This window comes from Rhodobacter capsulatus (assembly GCF_003254295.1).
Lineage (GTDB): Bacteria > Pseudomonadota > Alphaproteobacteria > Rhodobacterales > Rhodobacteraceae > Rhodobacter > Rhodobacter capsulatus.
This window is the reverse complement of the sequence record NZ_QKZO01000001.1, coordinates 31,005-47,567: the sequence shown is the minus strand read 5'-3', so window position 1 is coordinate 47,567 and position 16,563 is coordinate 31,005. Positions and strand designations below refer to the sequence as shown.

Below are 16,563 nucleotides of genomic sequence, written 5' to 3'. Positions count from 1 at the left end.
CGGGGCAGCGGCGGCACGGCGTCAAACGCGGGGGATGGCGCGACCCTAACCAGAAAGGGCCTTTGCGCCAAGCGCAAAAGCCCGAGGTTTCAGCCCTGTTACCGGATGTGAACGGCTCAACCGCCCTTGAGCAGCTTGAGCGTGATCGGGCGGTTGCCCTTCTGATAGGTCATCTGGCTGTCGCCGATCGCGGTGACGCGCCCGCCGTCGAGCCGGTCGCCGACCTGCAGCTTGAAGAACCGCCCGTTCGGCATCCGCACCAGCGCGCGCCGGTTCGAGGGCGTGCCATAAAGCCCGATCAGCGAGATCTTGTTCAGATCCAGCGCGTTCTTCTGCGTCGCCTCGCGCGCGACCGAGGCGGCGGTGGGGCCGCGCGGGACCACGGCAGCGGATTCGACCTCGCCGGTCTCGATGTCGGGACCCGAAACCACCGTCGGTTCGGGCGGCGGCGAGGGCTTGGCGCGGACCGGCTTTTGCGGCGCGACGGGCAGGGGGTCGGGCTCGACCGCGGCGATCCGCGCCGGGGGCGGCGGTTCCGCGGCGATGGCGGCGGCCAGCGCGCTTTGCACCGAGGCGTCGAAATTGCGCGGCCGCGTCATCGGACGGCGCGAGGAGGCCAGCCCGGCTTCCGCTGCGGCGGTTTCGGCGGCAAGCGCCGCCTCGGCAGCGGCTTTCGCCGCGGCTTCCTCGGCAAGCGCGGCGGCGGCGGTCCGTTCGACCGCGCCGGGGCGTGCCTTCGGTTGCGCCCGGCGCAGCACCCGCGCCAGATCGGGCGAGAGGCCGGGGGCCAGCAGCGCGCCGTCGTCGGGGCTGGCGGTCGGCGCGGCGGCGTCCGGTGTGGCGGCGGGCGGTGTGGCGGCGGGCGGCGGGGTCTCGGCCGCCTTGGCCGCAGCCGCCGCCACCGAGGCGGGGCGGGCTTTCGGCCGGGCGTTTTTCAGCGCCGGATCGGCGGGCGGGGCCGCGGCTTCGGCGGCAGCTTCGGCGGCGGCGCGGGTCGCGGCACGGCTGACCGAGGCGGGGCGCGGTTTCGATTTCGACGGCGGCGTGCCCTCGAACAGGGTGAAGCCCTCGGCGGTCAACGTGCCGTCGCGGCTGGGCGTCGCCTGTGCCGCGGCCGGAGCGCCGGGCACGGGCGGCGGGGCGGCCGGTGCCGGTGTCGTCGCGGTTGCCGCAGGCGGCGTGGAGAGCGGCGGCAGGGTCGGCAGCGCGGGCAGCGTCAACGGCGCCCCGGCCTCCGGCACGGGCGTTTGGGGGGCGGGCGTTTGGGGGGCGGGCGTGGCGGTGGGCGCCGCCGGTTCGGGCGTCCCGTCTTGCGGCGGCATCGCGGGCACCGTCGCGGCATGCGCTTGCGGGGCGGGTGTTTCGGGCGCGGCGGGCGCGGCCGCTTCGGGCGTCGCGGCGGCGATCGGATCGGTCGGGGCCGGGGCATCCGGCTCGATCAGGAAGCTCGACCAGAGCGCGGCAATGGCCAGAAAGGCGATCAGCCCGCCCAGCAGGGCCAGACCCATGTACTTCGGCTTGCCGCCGATCCGGGGCGTCTTGCGCGTGCCGAAAACGGTCCGCGTCTCGGCGGCCCCCGCCTCGGGCCTGTCAGCCTCGGGCCTGTCCCCGGCTGGTTTGGGCTCGGCCGTGCCGGGGCCCGGACGCAGGTCGCGCGCCTTGGCCAGCGCCTTGCTGGCGGTCGTTTCCAGCGCCGCGGCCCCAAGCGCCGCCAGACGGCGCCCGTCCTCGGCGATCTTGCGCAGGGGTTCGGTCGGGGCGGGGGGCTCGGTCGGGACGGGGGGCTCGGTCGCCGCGGCGTCGGGCCGGTCCGGCGTCGGCAGCGGTTGCTTGGCTGTCACGGTCGGAGCCGAGGGCACAGGAACGGCCACGGGGCGCTCGGTCTCGGCCACGAGCGGCTTGCGCGGGGCGGGTTTCGGGTCGTCCTGATCCGCACCGGCAGCCCCGGGGCGGGCGGCGCCCGGCAGCGGCTTGCGGGCCGCAGCCCCGGCGGCCTCGCCCGGGCGCGGCGACGCGGCGGGCTCGGGCATGTCGATCTTCAGCGGCGGAACCGTGTCGATGCCGCTCAGCTGCGTCTCGTCGAGCGCCGCCAGCAGATCGACGGGTTTGCGCGCCGCGATCGGGGCCTCGGCCTTGGGCGCGGGCGGTTTCGGCGGCGCTTTCGCTGCGGCCTCGGGCTTTTGCGGGTCGGCAGGCTTGGCCTTCGGCGCGGCGGGCGACGGGTCGGCCTGCGCCGGTTCCGCCGCTTTCGGCTTGGAGGGCGCCGGTTCGGCAGGCTTTTGCGGCGCGGCAGGCTTTTGCGGTTCGGCAGGCTGCGGCTTGGCCGGTTTCGGCGCGGCAGCCGGAGCTTCCGCGGCGGGCTTGTCCGCGGGCGGCGTGGTGGCGGCAGCCGGTTCGGGTTGCGGCGCCGGTTGCGTTTCGGCGGCCGGGCTTGGTGCCGGTTCGGCCGGGATCGGCGCCGCCGCTTTGGGGGGCGTCACAGCTTCGGGCTTTGCGACGGGCGCGGGCTTTGCCTCCGGTGCAGGTTTTGCCACCGGCGCGGGCTCTGCTGCCGGTTCGGGCGGCGCGGCCACCGCGGCGGGCGCTTCCGGCGCGGGCGCGGGTTTCTCGGCGACTGGCGCGGCGGGGGCCGCGGCGGCGCGCAGCAGATCCGGCGGCAGCGCCTCGGTGTCGCGTTCGATGCGGCCGCCCTGCGGCAGATGCGCGGGGGCGGTGGTGGTGATGCCGAACCAGGGCTCGCCCGCGAATTGCGCCGGATCGGGGGCGGCCACGAAGGACACCGGGAAGAAGCCGCAATCATCGGCAAAGGCCTCGGCCTCGGCGAGCGTTTCACGCGCGACGACGGCGACCTGCACCACCTCGCCCTGACCGCACCAGTCGAAGATCAGATCCGGCACCGCATAGGGCGTCATCCCCTCCAGCGCATCGGCGATCTGCCGACGCCGCACGGCGGATTGCGGCCCGGGGGCGGTGATTTCGGTGTAAAGGATCTGCGAGGCGGGCACGACGATCTTCGTGGTCACGCCCTCGGGGGCGCGCGTCTTCGCGGCGCGGCGCAGCGCGGTCAGCCGCTCGCCGAAATCGGGGGCGTCCAGCGCCACCTCGCCCACCCGCTCCCAGCCGCTCTTGCCGCGGTGAAGCAATCCGATACCGTCATGCGAGAGATTGAGGGCGAAGTTGGGTTTCATGCCTTGGCTTCAACACAGGGGCAGGGCGCGTCAGGACGCGCCGCAGCAGTAACACAGGGAAAGGGGCGCCGATACCGGCGCCGCAGCGCTGAAAGCTAGGTAAAGCAGAAAACCGCGCATGAAAAGCCGCCCACCGGAAAGTGAGGGCGGCTTTTCGCTGCAGGCCTCAGGCGGTGGCGGCGGCCAGGGCCTGATCGAGATCGGCGATCAGATCGGCGGCATTCTCGATGCCGATCGAGAGCCGCACCACATTGGGCGCCGCCCCCGCCTTGATCTGCTGTTCCTCGGTCAGCTGGCGGTGCGTGGTCGAGGCCGAATGGATGATCAGCGAGCGCGCGTCGCCAAGGTTCGCCACATGGCTGAACAGCTTGAGATTGTTGACCAATTTCACGCAGGCCTCATAGCCGCCCTTGACCGCGACGGTAAAGAGCGCCCCCGCTCCCTTCGGGCAAAGCCGGTTGGCGCGTTCGTGCCAGGGCGAGGAGGGCAGCCCGGCCCAGGTGACGAAGTCGATGCGCGGGTCGTTCGCCAGCCATTCCGCCACGGTCTTCGCATTGGCGACATGCTTGTCCATCCGCAGGCTGAGCGTCTCGATCCCCATCAGCGTGTAATGCGCGCCCTGCGGGTTCATCGTCATGCCCAGATCGCGCAACCCGACGGCGATCGAATGGAAGGTATAGGCCATCGGCCCCAGCGCTTCGTGGAATTTCAGCCCGTGATAGGCCGGTTCGGGCGCCGAAAGGCTGGGGAACTTGCCGCTGGCCGACCAGTCGAACTTGCCCGAATCGATGATCACCCCGCCCGTCACCGTGCCGTTGCCGGTCAGGTATTTCGTGGCGGAATGGACCACGATCGTCGCGCCATGCTCGATCGGGCGGCACAGGTAGGGCGAGGCCAGCGTGTTGTCGACGATGAGCGGCAGGCCGACCTTGTTCGCCACGGCGGCGACGGCGGGCAGGTCGGTGATGTAGCCGCCCGGGTTCGAGATCGATTCGCAAAAGATCGCCCGGGTGTTGTCGTCGACCGCCGCTTCCAGCGCCGCCAGATCGTCGAAATCGACGAAGCTGCAGGACCAGCCGAAGCGTTTGATCGTCTGGGCGAATTGGGTGATCGTGCCGCCGTAGAGCCGGGTCGAGGCGACGATGTTCAGCCCCGGCCCCATCAGCGGAAACAGCGCCATGATCTGCGCCGCATGGCCCGAGGAACAGCAGACCGCCCCCACGCCGCCTTCGAGCGCCGCGACGCGTGCCGCCAGCGCCGAAACGGTCGGGTTGGTCAGGCGCGAATAGATGTAGCCGACTTCCTGCAGGTTGAAGAGCCGCGCCGCATGGTCGGCATCCTTGAACACGTAAGCCGTGGTCTGGTAGATCGGCACCTGCCGCGCGCCGGTCGCGGGATCGGGCTCGGCGCCCGCATGGATTTGCAGCGTGTCAAAGGCCTGGTCGGTCATCGGGGTCTCCCTGAATGGTCGCGGGCAAGCCTATCCGCCCGCCCGGGCGCCTTCAAACACATTCGCCTTCGCAGATATGGGCGCAGCTGCGGAAAGGGTCTGCGGGTCCCCTTGGCGCAGGGTCTTGCGGCGCAAGCCATGGCCCGCCGCGATCGACAGAGCTGCCGCTTGCCGAGGCTCAGCGCAGCCAGAGCTTCTCGCGCCGGATCGCATTGCGCAGCATCGATTCCCGCCGCGGCAGCGCGTTCCGGTCGATCTTTGCGCGCAGTTTCACCCCCTTGCGCTGATAGATCAGCTTCCTTGCCGGTTCGTGCAGCCGCAAGATCCGTTTGATCTTTTGCGGCGCGCAGATCGCCTCGAGCCGCGCCACCACGGCATCGCTTTCGCGCGCATAAAGCAGCGGCAGGGCGCGGTAATGGCAAGTCACCTCGCCATCAAGCCCCGCCAGCTCCGGCCCCGGCCGTCCGCCGCCGAAACTGTGGATGACCAGCGGCAGCGCCACCTGATCGAGCCAGGGATCAAGCGACTGGCTGGCCAGTTCGTCGGGCGTGTCCCAGCGGATCGCATGGGCATACTGCATAAAGCGCTTGCCGAAGGCCTGGGCATCGGCGCCAAAGAACCAGCCCGCATTGAAATAAAGATAGCGCTGCCAGTAGTTTTCATACTGGCTTTTATCCAGCGAGCTGTCGAAATTGAGCCCGAACTTGTCGTAAAGGCTTTTCCAGATCGTGGTGTAATCGGCGCCGTAAAGCTGCGGCTCGGGCCAGGTGCCCTCGCGCCGCATCGAGGCTGAGGGGCGGTTGAAATCGAATCCCACCTGCGACAGCGGCCCGAGAAACAGCGTGTCTGTGTCGAAAAAGACAAAGGGCCCCGCGGGCAGGGCGGCCATCGCCTCGATCTTGTTGCCCTGCGGGTAGCTTTCGCCGAAATGCCGGTTCTCGAAGGGCAGGATTTCGACGCCGTGATCGGTCAGGAAACGCCGCACCGGATCCGAGATCGCGACGGGCGTGGACCATTTCGCCCCCGTGGGTTCGGCGGCGATCAGACGGCCCTTGAAATCGGGATTCGCGTCGCGGAACGAAGCTGCAAAGATCAGCGCCTCGTATTCAAGCCGCCCCGCCTGCACGATGAAGAAAACGTTGTAATCCGGCTGCATCTGCTCGCGCCCGCTGCAATCAATGGCGCCACAGTAGCGGGATTCGCGCCCGGCACAAGCGGGCCTGTCGGCATCCTCACCACTTCGGGAAAGTGGTGGGTGACCCTGGAATCGAACCAGGCGTGGGTCTCCCCGGCGGAGTTACAGTCCGCTGCCGCACCTTGCAGCTCGTCACCCGACGTGGGGCGATGTAACGAAGGGGGCGGGGGGCGTCAAGCAGCATTTTGCGCCCCCTTGCCAAAGCGGGTCCTGCAGCGCACAGAAGATCGAAACAGAGGTGCAAGATGAAGAAACCGGACTGGGTGATCGAGAAGGAACGCGCCAAGCGGGCCGCGGCGGCGGAAACGCTGTGGCTCTTCGGTCTGCATGCGGTGCGCGACGCGCTGATGAACCCCGATCGGGTCAAGCTGCGGCTCGTGCTGACGAAGAACGCCGCCGACAAGCTGGGCGAGGCGATCGCGGCCGGCGGGCTGGAGCCCGAGATCATCGAGCCGCGCAAGTTCGATGCGCAGGTGCCGCTGGGCCCCGATCAGGTGCATCAGGGCGCCGCGCTGGAGGTCAAGCCGCTCGACTGGGGCAAGCTTTCCGATGTCGCGCTGACCGGCGCGGGGCTGCCCTTGATCGTGCTGCTGGACCGGGTCACCGATCCGCATAACGTCGGCGCGATCCTGCGCTCGGCCGAGGTCTTCGGCGCCCGCGCCGTCGTCGCGCCCGCGCGCCATTCCGCGCCCGAAACCGGGGCTTTGGCGAAGACCGCCTCGGGGGCGCTGGAGCGCCAGCCCTATCTGCGCATCACCAATCTTTCCGACGCGATGGGTGAGCTGCGCGACATGGGCTATGTGCTGATCGGTCTGGCGGGCGAGGCCACGATGACGCTTGCCGAGGGGCTGGCGCAGGTGGGCACGCGGCCGGTGGCGATCGTTCTGGGCGCCGAGGGGCCGGGGCTGCGCGAAAAGACCCGCGAGACCTGCGATCATCTGGTGCGGGTGCCCTTTTCCGGGGCCTTCGGCTCGCTCAACGTGTCGAATGCGGCGGCGGTGGCGCTTTATGCCGCGACCAGCGCCCGCAACGGCGGCTGACCGACAGGAGGGGAAGATCACGAAAGGGCGATTTTCGCGGAATCTTTTGCTGCGACCCTTTAACGCGGCTTTCACATCCCTATGTCTCAGTGGTGAGACGCGGAGCCGGAACCTCCGCGTTGACTGTCACTGTCCCTCGTTCCGCACTTTCGCGCCCGGTGCCCCCTGTGGTCCGGGCGCTTTTTCTTGACCGGAGGCGCCGATGCGTGATGCCGAGCTACGCGAGATCCTGACCACGACCCGCACGATTGCGCTTGTAGGCTATTCCGCCAATCCCGACCGCCCCGCGCAGGCGGTGGCGGCCTTTTTGCAGGCGCGCGGCTACCGGGTGATTCCGGTCAATCCGGGGCTGGCCGGGCAAAGCGCGCTGGGCGAGACGGTCTATCCCGATCTGGCGGCGATCCCGCAAGAGATTGTCATCGACATGGTCGATGTCTTTCGCGCCCCCGAAGCCGTGCCCGGGGTGGTCGACCAGATGCTGACCCATCGCCCCGAGGCGCGTGTGCTCTGGCTGCAGTTGGGCGTGATCCACCCCGAGGCGGCGGCGCGGGCCAGGGCGGCGGGCAAGCTGGTGGTGATGGACCGCTGCCCGAAACTCGAGATCGCGCGGCTGGGAATGTGAGAAAGGGGGGCTCTGCCCCCCTCTGCTTCGCATTCACCCCCCGGGATATTTGAGCCAAGGTGAAATGAACCCCGGGGCTGCTTTCACCTTGGTGCAAATATCCCGGGGGTGAATTTGCGCGTCAGCGCAAAGAGGGGGCAGCGCCCCCCCCCTTGCCTCAGCCCTTCACCGCTGCGGCGGCTTCGACGATCGCGCTGGCGATGAAATCAAGCTCGGGGCGGGTCAGCCGCGCGGGCAGGCGGGTGTCGCAGGCGCGCATCAGCATCGCGCGGGTTTTCGGCAGATCGGGCTGCGCGCCCAGAAACTGCCAGTTCCAGAAGGCGCGGGCATTGTCGGGGGAAAGCCCGAAAACCTGCACGGAAACGCCGCGGGCTTTCGCCTCGTCCTGCAGCCGGATCGCCTCGGCATCGGTCCAGTCGCCCACCAGATTGAACTGCAGGCTGTCCGGCGCGCGGGTTTCCGGGCCCAGCGGCGGCGGCACATCGAGCCAGGGGCTTTGGTTCAGCTTTTCAGCCACATAGTCGTGGTTCGCCAGCCCCGCGCTGACGCGCCGCTCCAGCTCGGGCAGTTGCGGGCGGATCACTGCGGCGGACAGGTTCTGCATCCGCGTGTTGTAAAGCGGCAGCTTGTTTTGCCAATGCACGAAGCTGTTTTGCAACCCCGGGTGCTTCTTCCAGTTCTGCTCATAGGCGCCCGACATGATGATCGCGCGGGCAGCAAGCTCGGGATCGTCGGTCACCAGAACGCCGCCTTCGCCCGCATTCACCATCTTGTAGCTCTGGAAGCTGAAGCAGCCGATCTTCCCGATCGTGCCGATCTTGCGCCCGTGCCAGAGCGTGCCCAAGCTGTGCGCCGCATCCTCGATCACCGGCACGCCCTTGGCCTCGGCCAGTTCCAGGATCACATCCATGTCCGAGGTGTGGCCGCGCATGTGGCTGATCATCACCGCCGCGATCGTGTCGTCGAATTTGGCGCGGAAGTCGTCCAGATCAATGCGGAAATTCGACCCCACCTCGACCAGCACCGGCTCGCAATCGGCATGGACGATCGCCGAGGGCACGGCGGCAAAGGTGAAGGCGGGCACCAGCACGCGCGCGCCGCGCGGCAGGTCCAAAGCTTTCAGCGACAGGAACAGCGCGGCGGAGCAGGAGGCGACACAGACCGCATAGCGCACCCCCATCAACGCGGCGAATTCGGCTTCCAGCTGCGCCACCGGCGCATTCTCGGAGGTGTAGCGGAACAGATCCCCGGTGGCGAGCAGCCGCTCGATCTCGGCGCGGGCGGCCTCGGGGATCGGTTCGGCATCATAGCAATTCGGAGGGGTCTGACCGTCGCGGGGCATGTTCAGCTTTCCTGAATGTGACATTCAGAAACGCTTTAGACCCGTGCCCCGCGCCCGCCAAGTGAAAGTTTCGCGACGCGGCCAAGCGCCGCCTAGAGGCCCAGCCGGTCGCGCAGCGAAAACCAGGTCATCCCGGCCAGAAGCAACGGAAACCGCAGCGCCGTACCCCCCGGAAAGCTGGGTTGCGGCAGGTTCGCCATCACGTCGAAACCGTCGCCCGTCGCGGTGATCGCCTCGGCCATGAGTTTGCCCGCATGGATCGCCAGCGCCACCCCATGGCCGGAATAGCCCGAGGCCGAGAGGCAATTCGGCGCCGGACGCCGAAAGCAGGGCATCCGGTTCACGGTAATCGCCAGCGTGCCGCCCCAGGCATGGGTGAATTTCACGCCTTTCAGCTGCGGATAGACCTCTTCCAAGGGCTTGCGCACCTTTGCGGCGATGTCAGTAGGAAAGCGATAGCTGACGGTCTCGCCGCCGCCAAAGATCAGCCGGTCTTCGTGCAAACGCCAGTAATTGACCACGAATTTCAGATCATGGGCGGCGATGTCGCGGGTCAGCACCTCGCGCACACGCGCGCCCAAAGGCTCGGTCGCGACGATGTAATTGTTGATCGGCATGACGCGGGCGGCGATCTGCGGTTCGAGCCGGTCAAGGTAGCCGTTCGCCCCCAGAACCACGTGATCCGCGATCACATGGCCCTGCGCCGTCTCGATCCGGCTGGTGTCGCCCGCGCGCTGCCCGTGGCGGATCTTCACCACCGCCGAACGCTCGTAAATCACCGCGCCCGCCGCCTCGGCCAGACGCGCCAGACCCAGACAGAGGTTCAACGGATGCACATGGCCCGCGTCATGATCGAGGTCGCCGCCGGTATAGACGGGCGAGGGCACCAGCGCTTGCGCCGCCGCCTTGTCCAAGGTCTCGATCTGGTCATAGCCGTAATGGGCGGCCAGATGCGCGGCCTCGTCCTGCAGCCAGGCGACCTCGGACCGTTTGCGGCCCAGATGCGCGACGCCGCGCCGCGTGGGCACGCCCGCCTGATCGGAGAGCGCATAGGTCAGCGCCTTCGCCTCCTCGGCCATGTCCCACAGCCTGCGCGTCGTTTCCTTGCCCACCAGCTTTTCCAGCGTGCCGACATCGAGCCGCTGCCCAGAGCCGATCTGCCCGCCGTTGCGGCCCGAGGCGCCAAAGCCCGCCCGGTGTGCTTCCAGTACGACGACGCGCCGCCCCGCCCGCGCCAGATGCAGCGCCGCGGAAAGCCCGGTATAGCCGCCGCCCACCACGCAGACATCGGCGCGAACCTCGCCCGCCAACGCGGGCCGCTCGGGCGCGGGATCGCGGGTCGATGCGTAGAAGCTGGCGGGGTATTCCCCCGCCTTGTCATTCACATGCAACAGATCCATGCGTCACACGTTCAAAAGCAGGTGTTCGCGTTCCCAGGGGCTGATGACCTGCAGGAACTCCTTGTATTCGTTGCGTTTGACCGCCTCATACACGGTGCAGAACTCGATCCCCAAAGCCTCGCGCACCGGGCCGCTGTCGGAAAACAGATCCAGCGCGTCGCCCAGATTGAAGGGCAGGTCGGTCTCGCCCATATAGGCGTCGCCCTGACATTCCGCCCGCGGCATCTTTTTCTCCTTCAGCCCCAGATAGCCGCAAACCATCGAGGCGGCGAGGCCGAGATAGGGGTTGCAATCCATCCCCGCGAGCCGGTTTTCCAGCCGCCGCCCGGAGGGGTCCGAGATCGGCACCCGCAGCCCGGTGGTGCGGTTGTCGCGGCCCCATTCGATGTTGATCGGCGCCGCGAAATCCGGGACGTAACGGCGATAGCTGTTCACATAAGGCGCAAGCAGCGCCACCACCGCGGGCAGATGCGTCTGCATGCCCGCAATGAAATGCAAGAACGCCTCGCTCTCGCCGCCATCGGGGTTTGAAAAGATGTTCCGCCCGGTCTTCGCATCGATCACCGACTGGTGGATATGCATGGCCGAGCCCGGTTCGCCCTCGATCGGTTTCGCCATGAAGGTGGCGAAGCAATCGTGGCGCAGCGCGGCCTCGCGGATCAGCCGCTTGAAGTAGAAGATCTGATCGGCGAGCGCCACCGGATCGCCATGGGCGAGGTTGATCTCGACCTGCCCCGCGCCGCCTTCCTGCAAGATGCCGTCGATCTCGAAGCCCTGCGCCTCGGCGAAGTCGTAGATGTCGTCGATCACCGGGCCATATTCATCGACGGCGCTCATCGAATAGGCCTGTTTCGCCGCCGCCCGCCGCCCGGACCGCCCCATCGGCGGGATGATCGGCTGGTTCGGGTCGATGTTGCGCGCGACAAGGAAGAATTCCATCTCGGGGGCGACGATCGGTTTCCAGCCCTCGGCCTCGTAAAGCGCGACGACGCGCTTGAGCACATTGCGCGGCGCCACCGGCATCGGTTCGCCGTTCTGGTCGAAGACGTCGTGGATCACCTGCAACGTGATGTCGGCGGTCCAGGGCGCGGCCGAGGTGGTGGTCCAGTCGGGGGTCAGCACCATGTCGGGCTCGGTGAAAGCGCCCATCGGGTTGTCGGCCCATTCGCCGGTGATCGTCTGCAGAAAGATCGAATTCGGCAGGTAGAAGCGGTCCTGATAGGCGAATTTCGAGGCGGGCATGGCCTTGCCGCGGGCGACACCCGCGATGTCGGCGACGATGCATTCCACCTCGTCAAGGCGGCGCCCGGCGATGTAGTCGCGGGCGGCTTTCGGGATAAGGGCGGTCCAGTCCGGGGATTTGCGTGACATGTCTTTCGCTTTCCAAAATGTTTGAGGGAAGTCGGACGTCACGCCTCGGGGTCGGGCATCAGGCGGGCCAGCGGCACGCCTTCGGAGAAGAATTCGGGATCGGCACAGCCGGTCAGGATCGGCTTGCGATGCGCCGCCGCCGCGCGCCGCCCCTCCATCGCCGCGGGGGCGGTGAAGGGAGAGGGGCAGGGCTGCGGTGCAAGGCACATGGTTACCCCCGTTTCGCGCGGAAGAATGCGGCGATGCGCTCGGCCACGCGGGCGGAATCGGTGCCGCGGCCCGTGGCCATCTTTGCCCGCGCCTCGGCCATCAGCGGATCGGGGACAAGACCCGGGCCGCGCGCCGCCATCAGCCCCTCGACAAAGGCATCGCGGAATTCGGGATGTGCCTGGATCGTCAGCGCGGTATCGCCGTAAACCAGCGCGGCGTTTTCGCAAAACTCGTTGCAGGCGATGACCTTTGCCGCCTCGGGGCGCGCCGTCACCTGATCGCGGTGCCAGGCGTTCAAGACCACCGGATCGCCGCCGAAATCATAGGTCTGCGGCCCGACCGCCCAACCGCCCGGAAAGCGCTCGACCTTGCCGCCCATCGCCTGGGCGATGATCTGATGGCCAAAGCAGATGCCCACCATCGGCACCTTTTCCGCGATCGCCTTGCGGATGAAATCCTCAAGCGGCGCGATGAACGGGTGGCTCTCATAGGCGCCATGCCGCGAGCCGGTGATCAGCCAGCCCTCGCAATCATGCACCGAGGCGGGAAACTCCATCGCCTCGACATTGAAGGTCTGAAACGTCAGCCCGTGATCGCGCAAAAGCGCCACGAACATGTCGGGATAATCGCCCGCCTCCCCTCGCAACACGTCGGGGGACTGGCCTGTCTGCAGGATGCCGATGCGCATGAAAGTCTCGTGATTGGGTTCTTTGACGGTAGCCCTGCCGCGCCGCCCGGGCAAGGGGGGGCTGGCTGCCCCCCGGCCCCCCCGCGGATATTTGATCCAAGGTGAAAGCAGATGCCTGTTGTTTCACCTTGGTCCAAATATCCCGGCCAAATATTTTGGGGGGAGGCCCGCAGGGACGGGGGGCAGAGCCCCCCTTCTTACACGGTGTCGAGATAAAGCTCGGTCTGCTCTTCCTCGGACAGTTCCGCCATGTAGTGGATCTCCTGACGCTTGGTCATCAGGAAGTTCTCGATCAGCTCTTCCTCGAAGATGCGCTTGATCAGCGGGCAGCTGTCGAACTGGTTGATCGCCAGATTCCACGTCCCCGGCAGCTGCGGCAGATATTGCGCATAGGCATTGCCGACGATCGGCTCGTCGGGGACCATCTTGTCCTCGATGCCGACCAGCGCCGCCCCCAGAATCGCCGCGATCATCAGATAGGGGTTCACGTCCCCCCCCGCCACCCGATGCTCGATCCGCCGCGCCGAGGGCCCCGAAGACGGGATCCGCAAGGCCGCGGTGCGGTTCTCATAGGCCCAGCCGATGCCCGTGGGCGCATGGGCATTCGGCACCAGCCGCGTGTAGCTGTTCTGATGCGGCGCAAAGATCAGCGTGGACCCCGGCAGCGCGGCCAGACAGCCCGCCACCGCATGGCGCAGATTGTCCGAGCCCTTCTCGGTGCCGTCGTCGAAGATGTTCTGGCCGTCCCGATCGAGGATCGAGAAATGCGTGTGCATGCCGTTGCCGGACCACAGGTCATAGGGTTTCGCCATGAACGAGGCGGCAAAGCCGTGCTGGCGCGCCAGACCCTTGACCAGCATCTTGAACAGCCAGGTGTCATCGGCGGCCTTCAAGGGATCGGCCTGATGCACCAGGTTGATCTCGAACTGCCCCGGGCCGGCTTCGGAAATCGCCGTATCCGCGGGAATGTCCATCACCTCGCAGGCCTCGTAAAGCGCGGTGAAGAAGCCGTCAAAGGCGTCAAGCGCCCGCAGCGACAGGATTTCCCCCCCGGTGCGGCGCTTGCCCGAGCGGGGCGAGGGCGGCACGCGCAGCTTCGTGCCGCTGTCGTCGATCAGGAAGAATTCAAGCTCGGTCGCCACCACGGGCCTCAGGCCAAGCGCGGTGTAGCGGTCCTTGACCCGCGCCAGCGCCTGCCGGGGATCGCCCGCATAGGGGCGGCCGTCCATGTGGAACATCCAGATCGGCAAAAGCGCCGTCGGCGCCTCGAGCCAGGGCATCGGCATGAAGCCCCGTTCTGTCGGGCGCAACAGGCCATCGCAGTCGCCGGTCTCGAAGACCAGCGGACTTTCCTCGATGTCCTCGCCCCAGATGTCGAGGTTCATCACCGAGAACGGAAATCGTGTTCCCTCGGAAAAAACCTTGCTTGCGAAACGTGCGGGTATGCGCTTACCCCGTGCCACCCCGTTGAGGTCCGCCGCAGCCACGCGAATGGTGCGCACCTCGGGATGCTCCTTCAGCCAGTCCATGTCCTCACCTGATGATTTGCGGTCTGATCCTCAGCTTGGGGCGGGATTGCCCCGGAAGATGCCGGTTCAGACGGCGGTTGATCATCCCGAACAACCCGATCAGCGTCAACGTGACCAGAATGAAGTAGAAGGCGGCAATCGGGTAGGGGATGAATGGGTTGAATGTCTTGTCCGCGAAGAACTTGGCGTAATAAAGCGCGTCGCCGCGCTGCTGATACGCCGGAAAGCCGGAGAAAAAGACGATCGTCGTCGCGTGAAACAGAAAGATCGCCTCGTTCGTATAGGCGGGCCAGGCAAGGCGCAGCGTGGTGGGCCACAGGATGCGGCGGAACTTCTGCCAGCCGGTCAGGCCGTAAGCGTCGGCGGCCTCGATATCGCCCTTGGGCACCGCCATCAGCGCGCCGTGGAAGATCTCCGCCGAATAGGCCGAGGTGTTGAGGAAGAGCACCAGAAGCGCCCCCGCCCAAGCCGAGGTGGTCCAGTCGGTCGGGATCAGCAGCCCGCCCAGCGTGATCCCCGCCTTCGGCAGCTGCACCAGGATCTCGTAGGCGAGGAAGAACTGGATGAAGAGCGGTGAGCCGCGGAAGACGAAGATGAAGGCCTCGGCCGGGCGGCGCAGCCAGGCCCGGGGCGAGGCTTTCGCAAGCGCAAGCGCGGTGGCGGCGAAGAAGCCGAAGAACAGCGCCAGCGTGCCGAAATAGACGTTCCAGATCAGCCCCGAGCCGATCAGGGTGAATTCATGGCACAGCGTGAAGTCGGAGCGCGGCAGCACGCGCTCGCCATAGCCCAGCGAGCGGAAGGCGTAATCCGCGATGATCTGCGTGCAGCTGTCGGTCATGCCGCGGCCTTCCGTTGCGCTTCGCCCGCCATCGTCGCCTGTCCCTTGGACAGCCGACTGGTCACCCGGTCCAGCACGCGTTCCGAGATCTTGGTCATGCCGAGGTAATAGACAAGCAGCGCCAGCACATACCAGACGCGCCAGTCGCCATGCGGATAGTCGTAAAGGGCGGATTTCGTGGCGCCAAGTTCGCGCGCCCAATAGACGATATCCTCGACGCCGAGCAGGAACAGAAGCGGTGTCGCCTTGATCAGGATCATCCACAGGTTCGACAGCCCCGGCAGCGCATAGGTCCACATCTGCGGGATCAGGATGCGACGGCGCACCTGCGCGGTGGTCATGCCGTAGGCCTCGGCAGTTTCGAGTTGCGCCCGCGGCACGGCGTTCATCGCGCCGTAAAGCACGTTGGCGGCAAAGGCGCCGAAGACGACGGAAAAGGCGATCACGGCAAGGAAGAAGCCGTAGATCTCGTGCCAGATCTGCGGCGCGCTCGAGAGCGGCAGCTTTGCCGCGGCGCAGACGGCGAATTCGCCCTTTGACCAGAGCGGCGCGTCAGAGGGCGGGCAGAGCCAGAGATGGCGCAGATATTCCAGCCCCTGGTCCATCGCCACGGGCACGAACAGGAAGAAGATGATGTCGGGCACGCCGCGCACCATCGCGGTATAGGCCTTGCCGAACAGCCGCAGCGGCAGAAAGGCCGAGCGCGCGGCGATGGCGCCGCCAAAGCCGAAGGCCAGCGCGATCGGCGCCACGATCAGCATCAGCGCCAGAACCACGAAGAACGAGCCATAAAACAGCAGGTGCTTGCCCGTGGTCAGGTAGCACAGAGCCCAGGCCAGGCCCTCGAGGGATTTCGGATCGGCGCAGATGTCGAACATGGGTCAGGGGCGCCTCCGGCGGGGGCGTATTTGGGCCAAGAAGAAACCGGGGCTTCTCCTGGTGCAAATACGCCCGCCGGAGGCTCTTTCTCAGAACACCGGCGCGTCGTCGCCGAACCACTTCTTGATCATCGCATTGAGCGAGCCGTCGGCCTTCATCGCGGCGATGGCGGTGTCGAACTTCGCCTTCAGCTCGGTGTCCGACTTGCGCAGGCCGATGCCGATGCCGCCGCCCAGCGGCACATCGGCGCCGGTCCACATGATCTCGCCGCCCTCGGTGACGAAGGGCTTGAGCGCGTCCTTGTCGGCAAAGACCGCATCGGCCTCGCCGTTCTTCACCGCGGCGATCGTGTCATCGAGCGTCGGGAATTCCAAAAGCGTCGCGCCCGATTTCGCCACGTAATCGGCCTGGATCGTGCCGACCTGCGCCGCGACGACGCCCTTGAGATCGGCATCCGCCTTGGTCGCCACATAGGCCGAGGCGGCGGGCGGGTTGTAATTGTCGCTGAAGTCGATCGTCTGCTTGCGCTCGTCGGTGATGCTCATCCCGGCGATGATCGTGTCATAGTTGCCGGACAGAAGGTTCGGAATGATGCTGTCCCATTCATTCGTCACCCATTCGCATTTCAGCGTGGCCTTGGTGCAAAGCGTGTCGCCCAGTTCGCGTTCGAACCCGTCCACTTCGCCCTTGTCGTTGATGAAGTTGTAGGGCGGATAGGCGCCCTCGGTGCCCATGCGCACGACATCGCCCGCAAGGGCGGTGCCTGCGCTCAGCGCCAGCGCTGCGGCGGTCAGGATCAGCTTCTTCATGG

At 67.2% G+C, this 16,563-nt stretch carries 14 protein-coding genes and 1 tRNA gene; 2 read left to right on the top strand and 13 right to left on the bottom strand.

The window, feature by feature from the left end; all coding sequences use genetic code 11:
* Positions 1-116: 116 nt before the first annotated feature.
* From LY44_RS00240 to LY44_RS17775, 4 genes are all read right to left on the bottom strand, one after another.
* The gene (locus LY44_RS00240; protein ID WP_111395936.1) at positions 117-3,188 is read right to left on the bottom strand and encodes a hypothetical protein; all 3,072 of its coding nucleotides are present in this window, start codon (positions 3,186-3,188) and stop codon (positions 117-119) included.
* Between the two features lie 166 nt (positions 3,189-3,354).
* Positions 3,355-4,638 (bottom strand): O-acetylhomoserine aminocarboxypropyltransferase/cysteine synthase family protein, encoded by a 1,284-nt coding sequence (locus LY44_RS00235; RefSeq protein ID WP_055209326.1) that lies wholly within the window; start codon positions 4,636-4,638, stop codon positions 3,355-3,357.
* 178 nt (positions 4,639-4,816) lie between these two features.
* Positions 4,817-5,794 (bottom strand): hypothetical protein, encoded by a 978-nt coding sequence (locus LY44_RS00230; RefSeq protein WP_055209328.1) that lies wholly within the window; start codon positions 5,792-5,794, stop codon positions 4,817-4,819.
* A 93-nt stretch (positions 5,795-5,887) separates the two neighbouring features.
* Positions 5,888-5,971 (bottom strand) — tRNA-Tyr (locus LY44_RS17775).
* A 107-nt stretch (positions 5,972-6,078) separates the two neighbouring features.
* Between LY44_RS17775 and rlmB the strand changes: the two genes are divergently transcribed.
* Positions 6,079-6,873 carry a 23S rRNA (guanosine(2251)-2'-O)-methyltransferase RlmB gene (gene rlmB, locus LY44_RS00225; RefSeq protein WP_055209330.1) on the top strand — a complete coding sequence of 265 codons (795 nt, stop codon included), beginning with the start codon at positions 6,079-6,081 and terminating at the stop codon, positions 6,871-6,873.
* Positions 6,874-7,075: 202 nt separating this feature from the next.
* The gene (locus tag LY44_RS00220) at positions 7,076-7,495 is read left to right on the top strand and encodes a CoA-binding protein (protein WP_055209332.1); all 420 of its coding nucleotides are present in this window, start codon (positions 7,076-7,078) and stop codon (positions 7,493-7,495) included.
* Between the two features lie 157 nt (positions 7,496-7,652).
* On the opposite strand, the gene LY44_RS00215 is transcribed toward LY44_RS00220, so the two are convergent.
* The 9 genes from LY44_RS00215 to LY44_RS00180 form a co-directional block, all read right to left on the bottom strand.
* On the bottom strand, positions 7,653-8,837 hold the full coding sequence (locus LY44_RS00215; protein WP_055209334.1) for a DegT/DnrJ/EryC1/StrS family aminotransferase: 1,185 nt from the start codon (positions 8,835-8,837) through the stop codon (positions 7,653-7,655).
* Between the two features lie 92 nt (positions 8,838-8,929).
* Entirely contained in the window at positions 8,930-10,237 is a 1,308-nt protein-coding gene (locus LY44_RS00210; RefSeq protein ID WP_055209336.1) for an NAD(P)/FAD-dependent oxidoreductase, read from the bottom strand.
* A 3-nt stretch (positions 10,238-10,240) separates the two neighbouring features.
* Positions 10,241-11,608, bottom strand: a complete 1,368-nt coding sequence (locus tag LY44_RS00205; protein ID WP_055209338.1) for a glutamine synthetase family protein — start codon at positions 11,606-11,608, stop codon at positions 10,241-10,243.
* 38 nt (positions 11,609-11,646) lie between these two features.
* A complete protein-coding gene (locus LY44_RS17770) occupies positions 11,647-11,817 on the bottom strand; it encodes a hypothetical protein (protein WP_160320028.1) in 171 nt (56 codons plus the stop codon).
* A gap of 2 nt (positions 11,818-11,819) precedes the next feature.
* Positions 11,820-12,506 carry a type 1 glutamine amidotransferase gene (locus LY44_RS00200; protein ID WP_055209340.1) on the bottom strand — a complete coding sequence of 229 codons (687 nt, stop codon included), beginning with the start codon at positions 12,504-12,506 and terminating at the stop codon, positions 11,820-11,822.
* A gap of 197 nt (positions 12,507-12,703) precedes the next feature.
* Positions 12,704-14,035, bottom strand: coding sequence for a glutamine synthetase family protein (locus tag LY44_RS00195; RefSeq protein ID WP_055209342.1), 1,332 nt, complete (start codon positions 14,033-14,035; stop codon positions 12,704-12,706).
* 4 nt (positions 14,036-14,039) lie between these two features.
* Positions 14,040-14,873, bottom strand: coding sequence for an ABC transporter permease (locus LY44_RS00190; RefSeq protein WP_055209344.1), 834 nt, complete (start codon positions 14,871-14,873; stop codon positions 14,040-14,042).
* Positions 14,870-15,751 carry an ABC transporter permease gene (locus tag LY44_RS00185; RefSeq protein WP_055209346.1) on the bottom strand — a complete coding sequence of 294 codons (882 nt, stop codon included), beginning with the start codon at positions 15,749-15,751 and terminating at the stop codon, positions 14,870-14,872. Before LY44_RS00185 ends, LY44_RS00190 begins: the two co-directional genes overlap by 4 nt.
* Before the next feature lie 90 nt (positions 15,752-15,841).
* On the bottom strand, positions 15,842-16,561 hold the full coding sequence (locus LY44_RS00180) for a transporter substrate-binding domain-containing protein (RefSeq protein WP_055209348.1): 720 nt from the start codon (positions 16,559-16,561) through the stop codon (positions 15,842-15,844).
* Between the last annotated feature and the right edge of the window lie 2 nt (positions 16,562-16,563).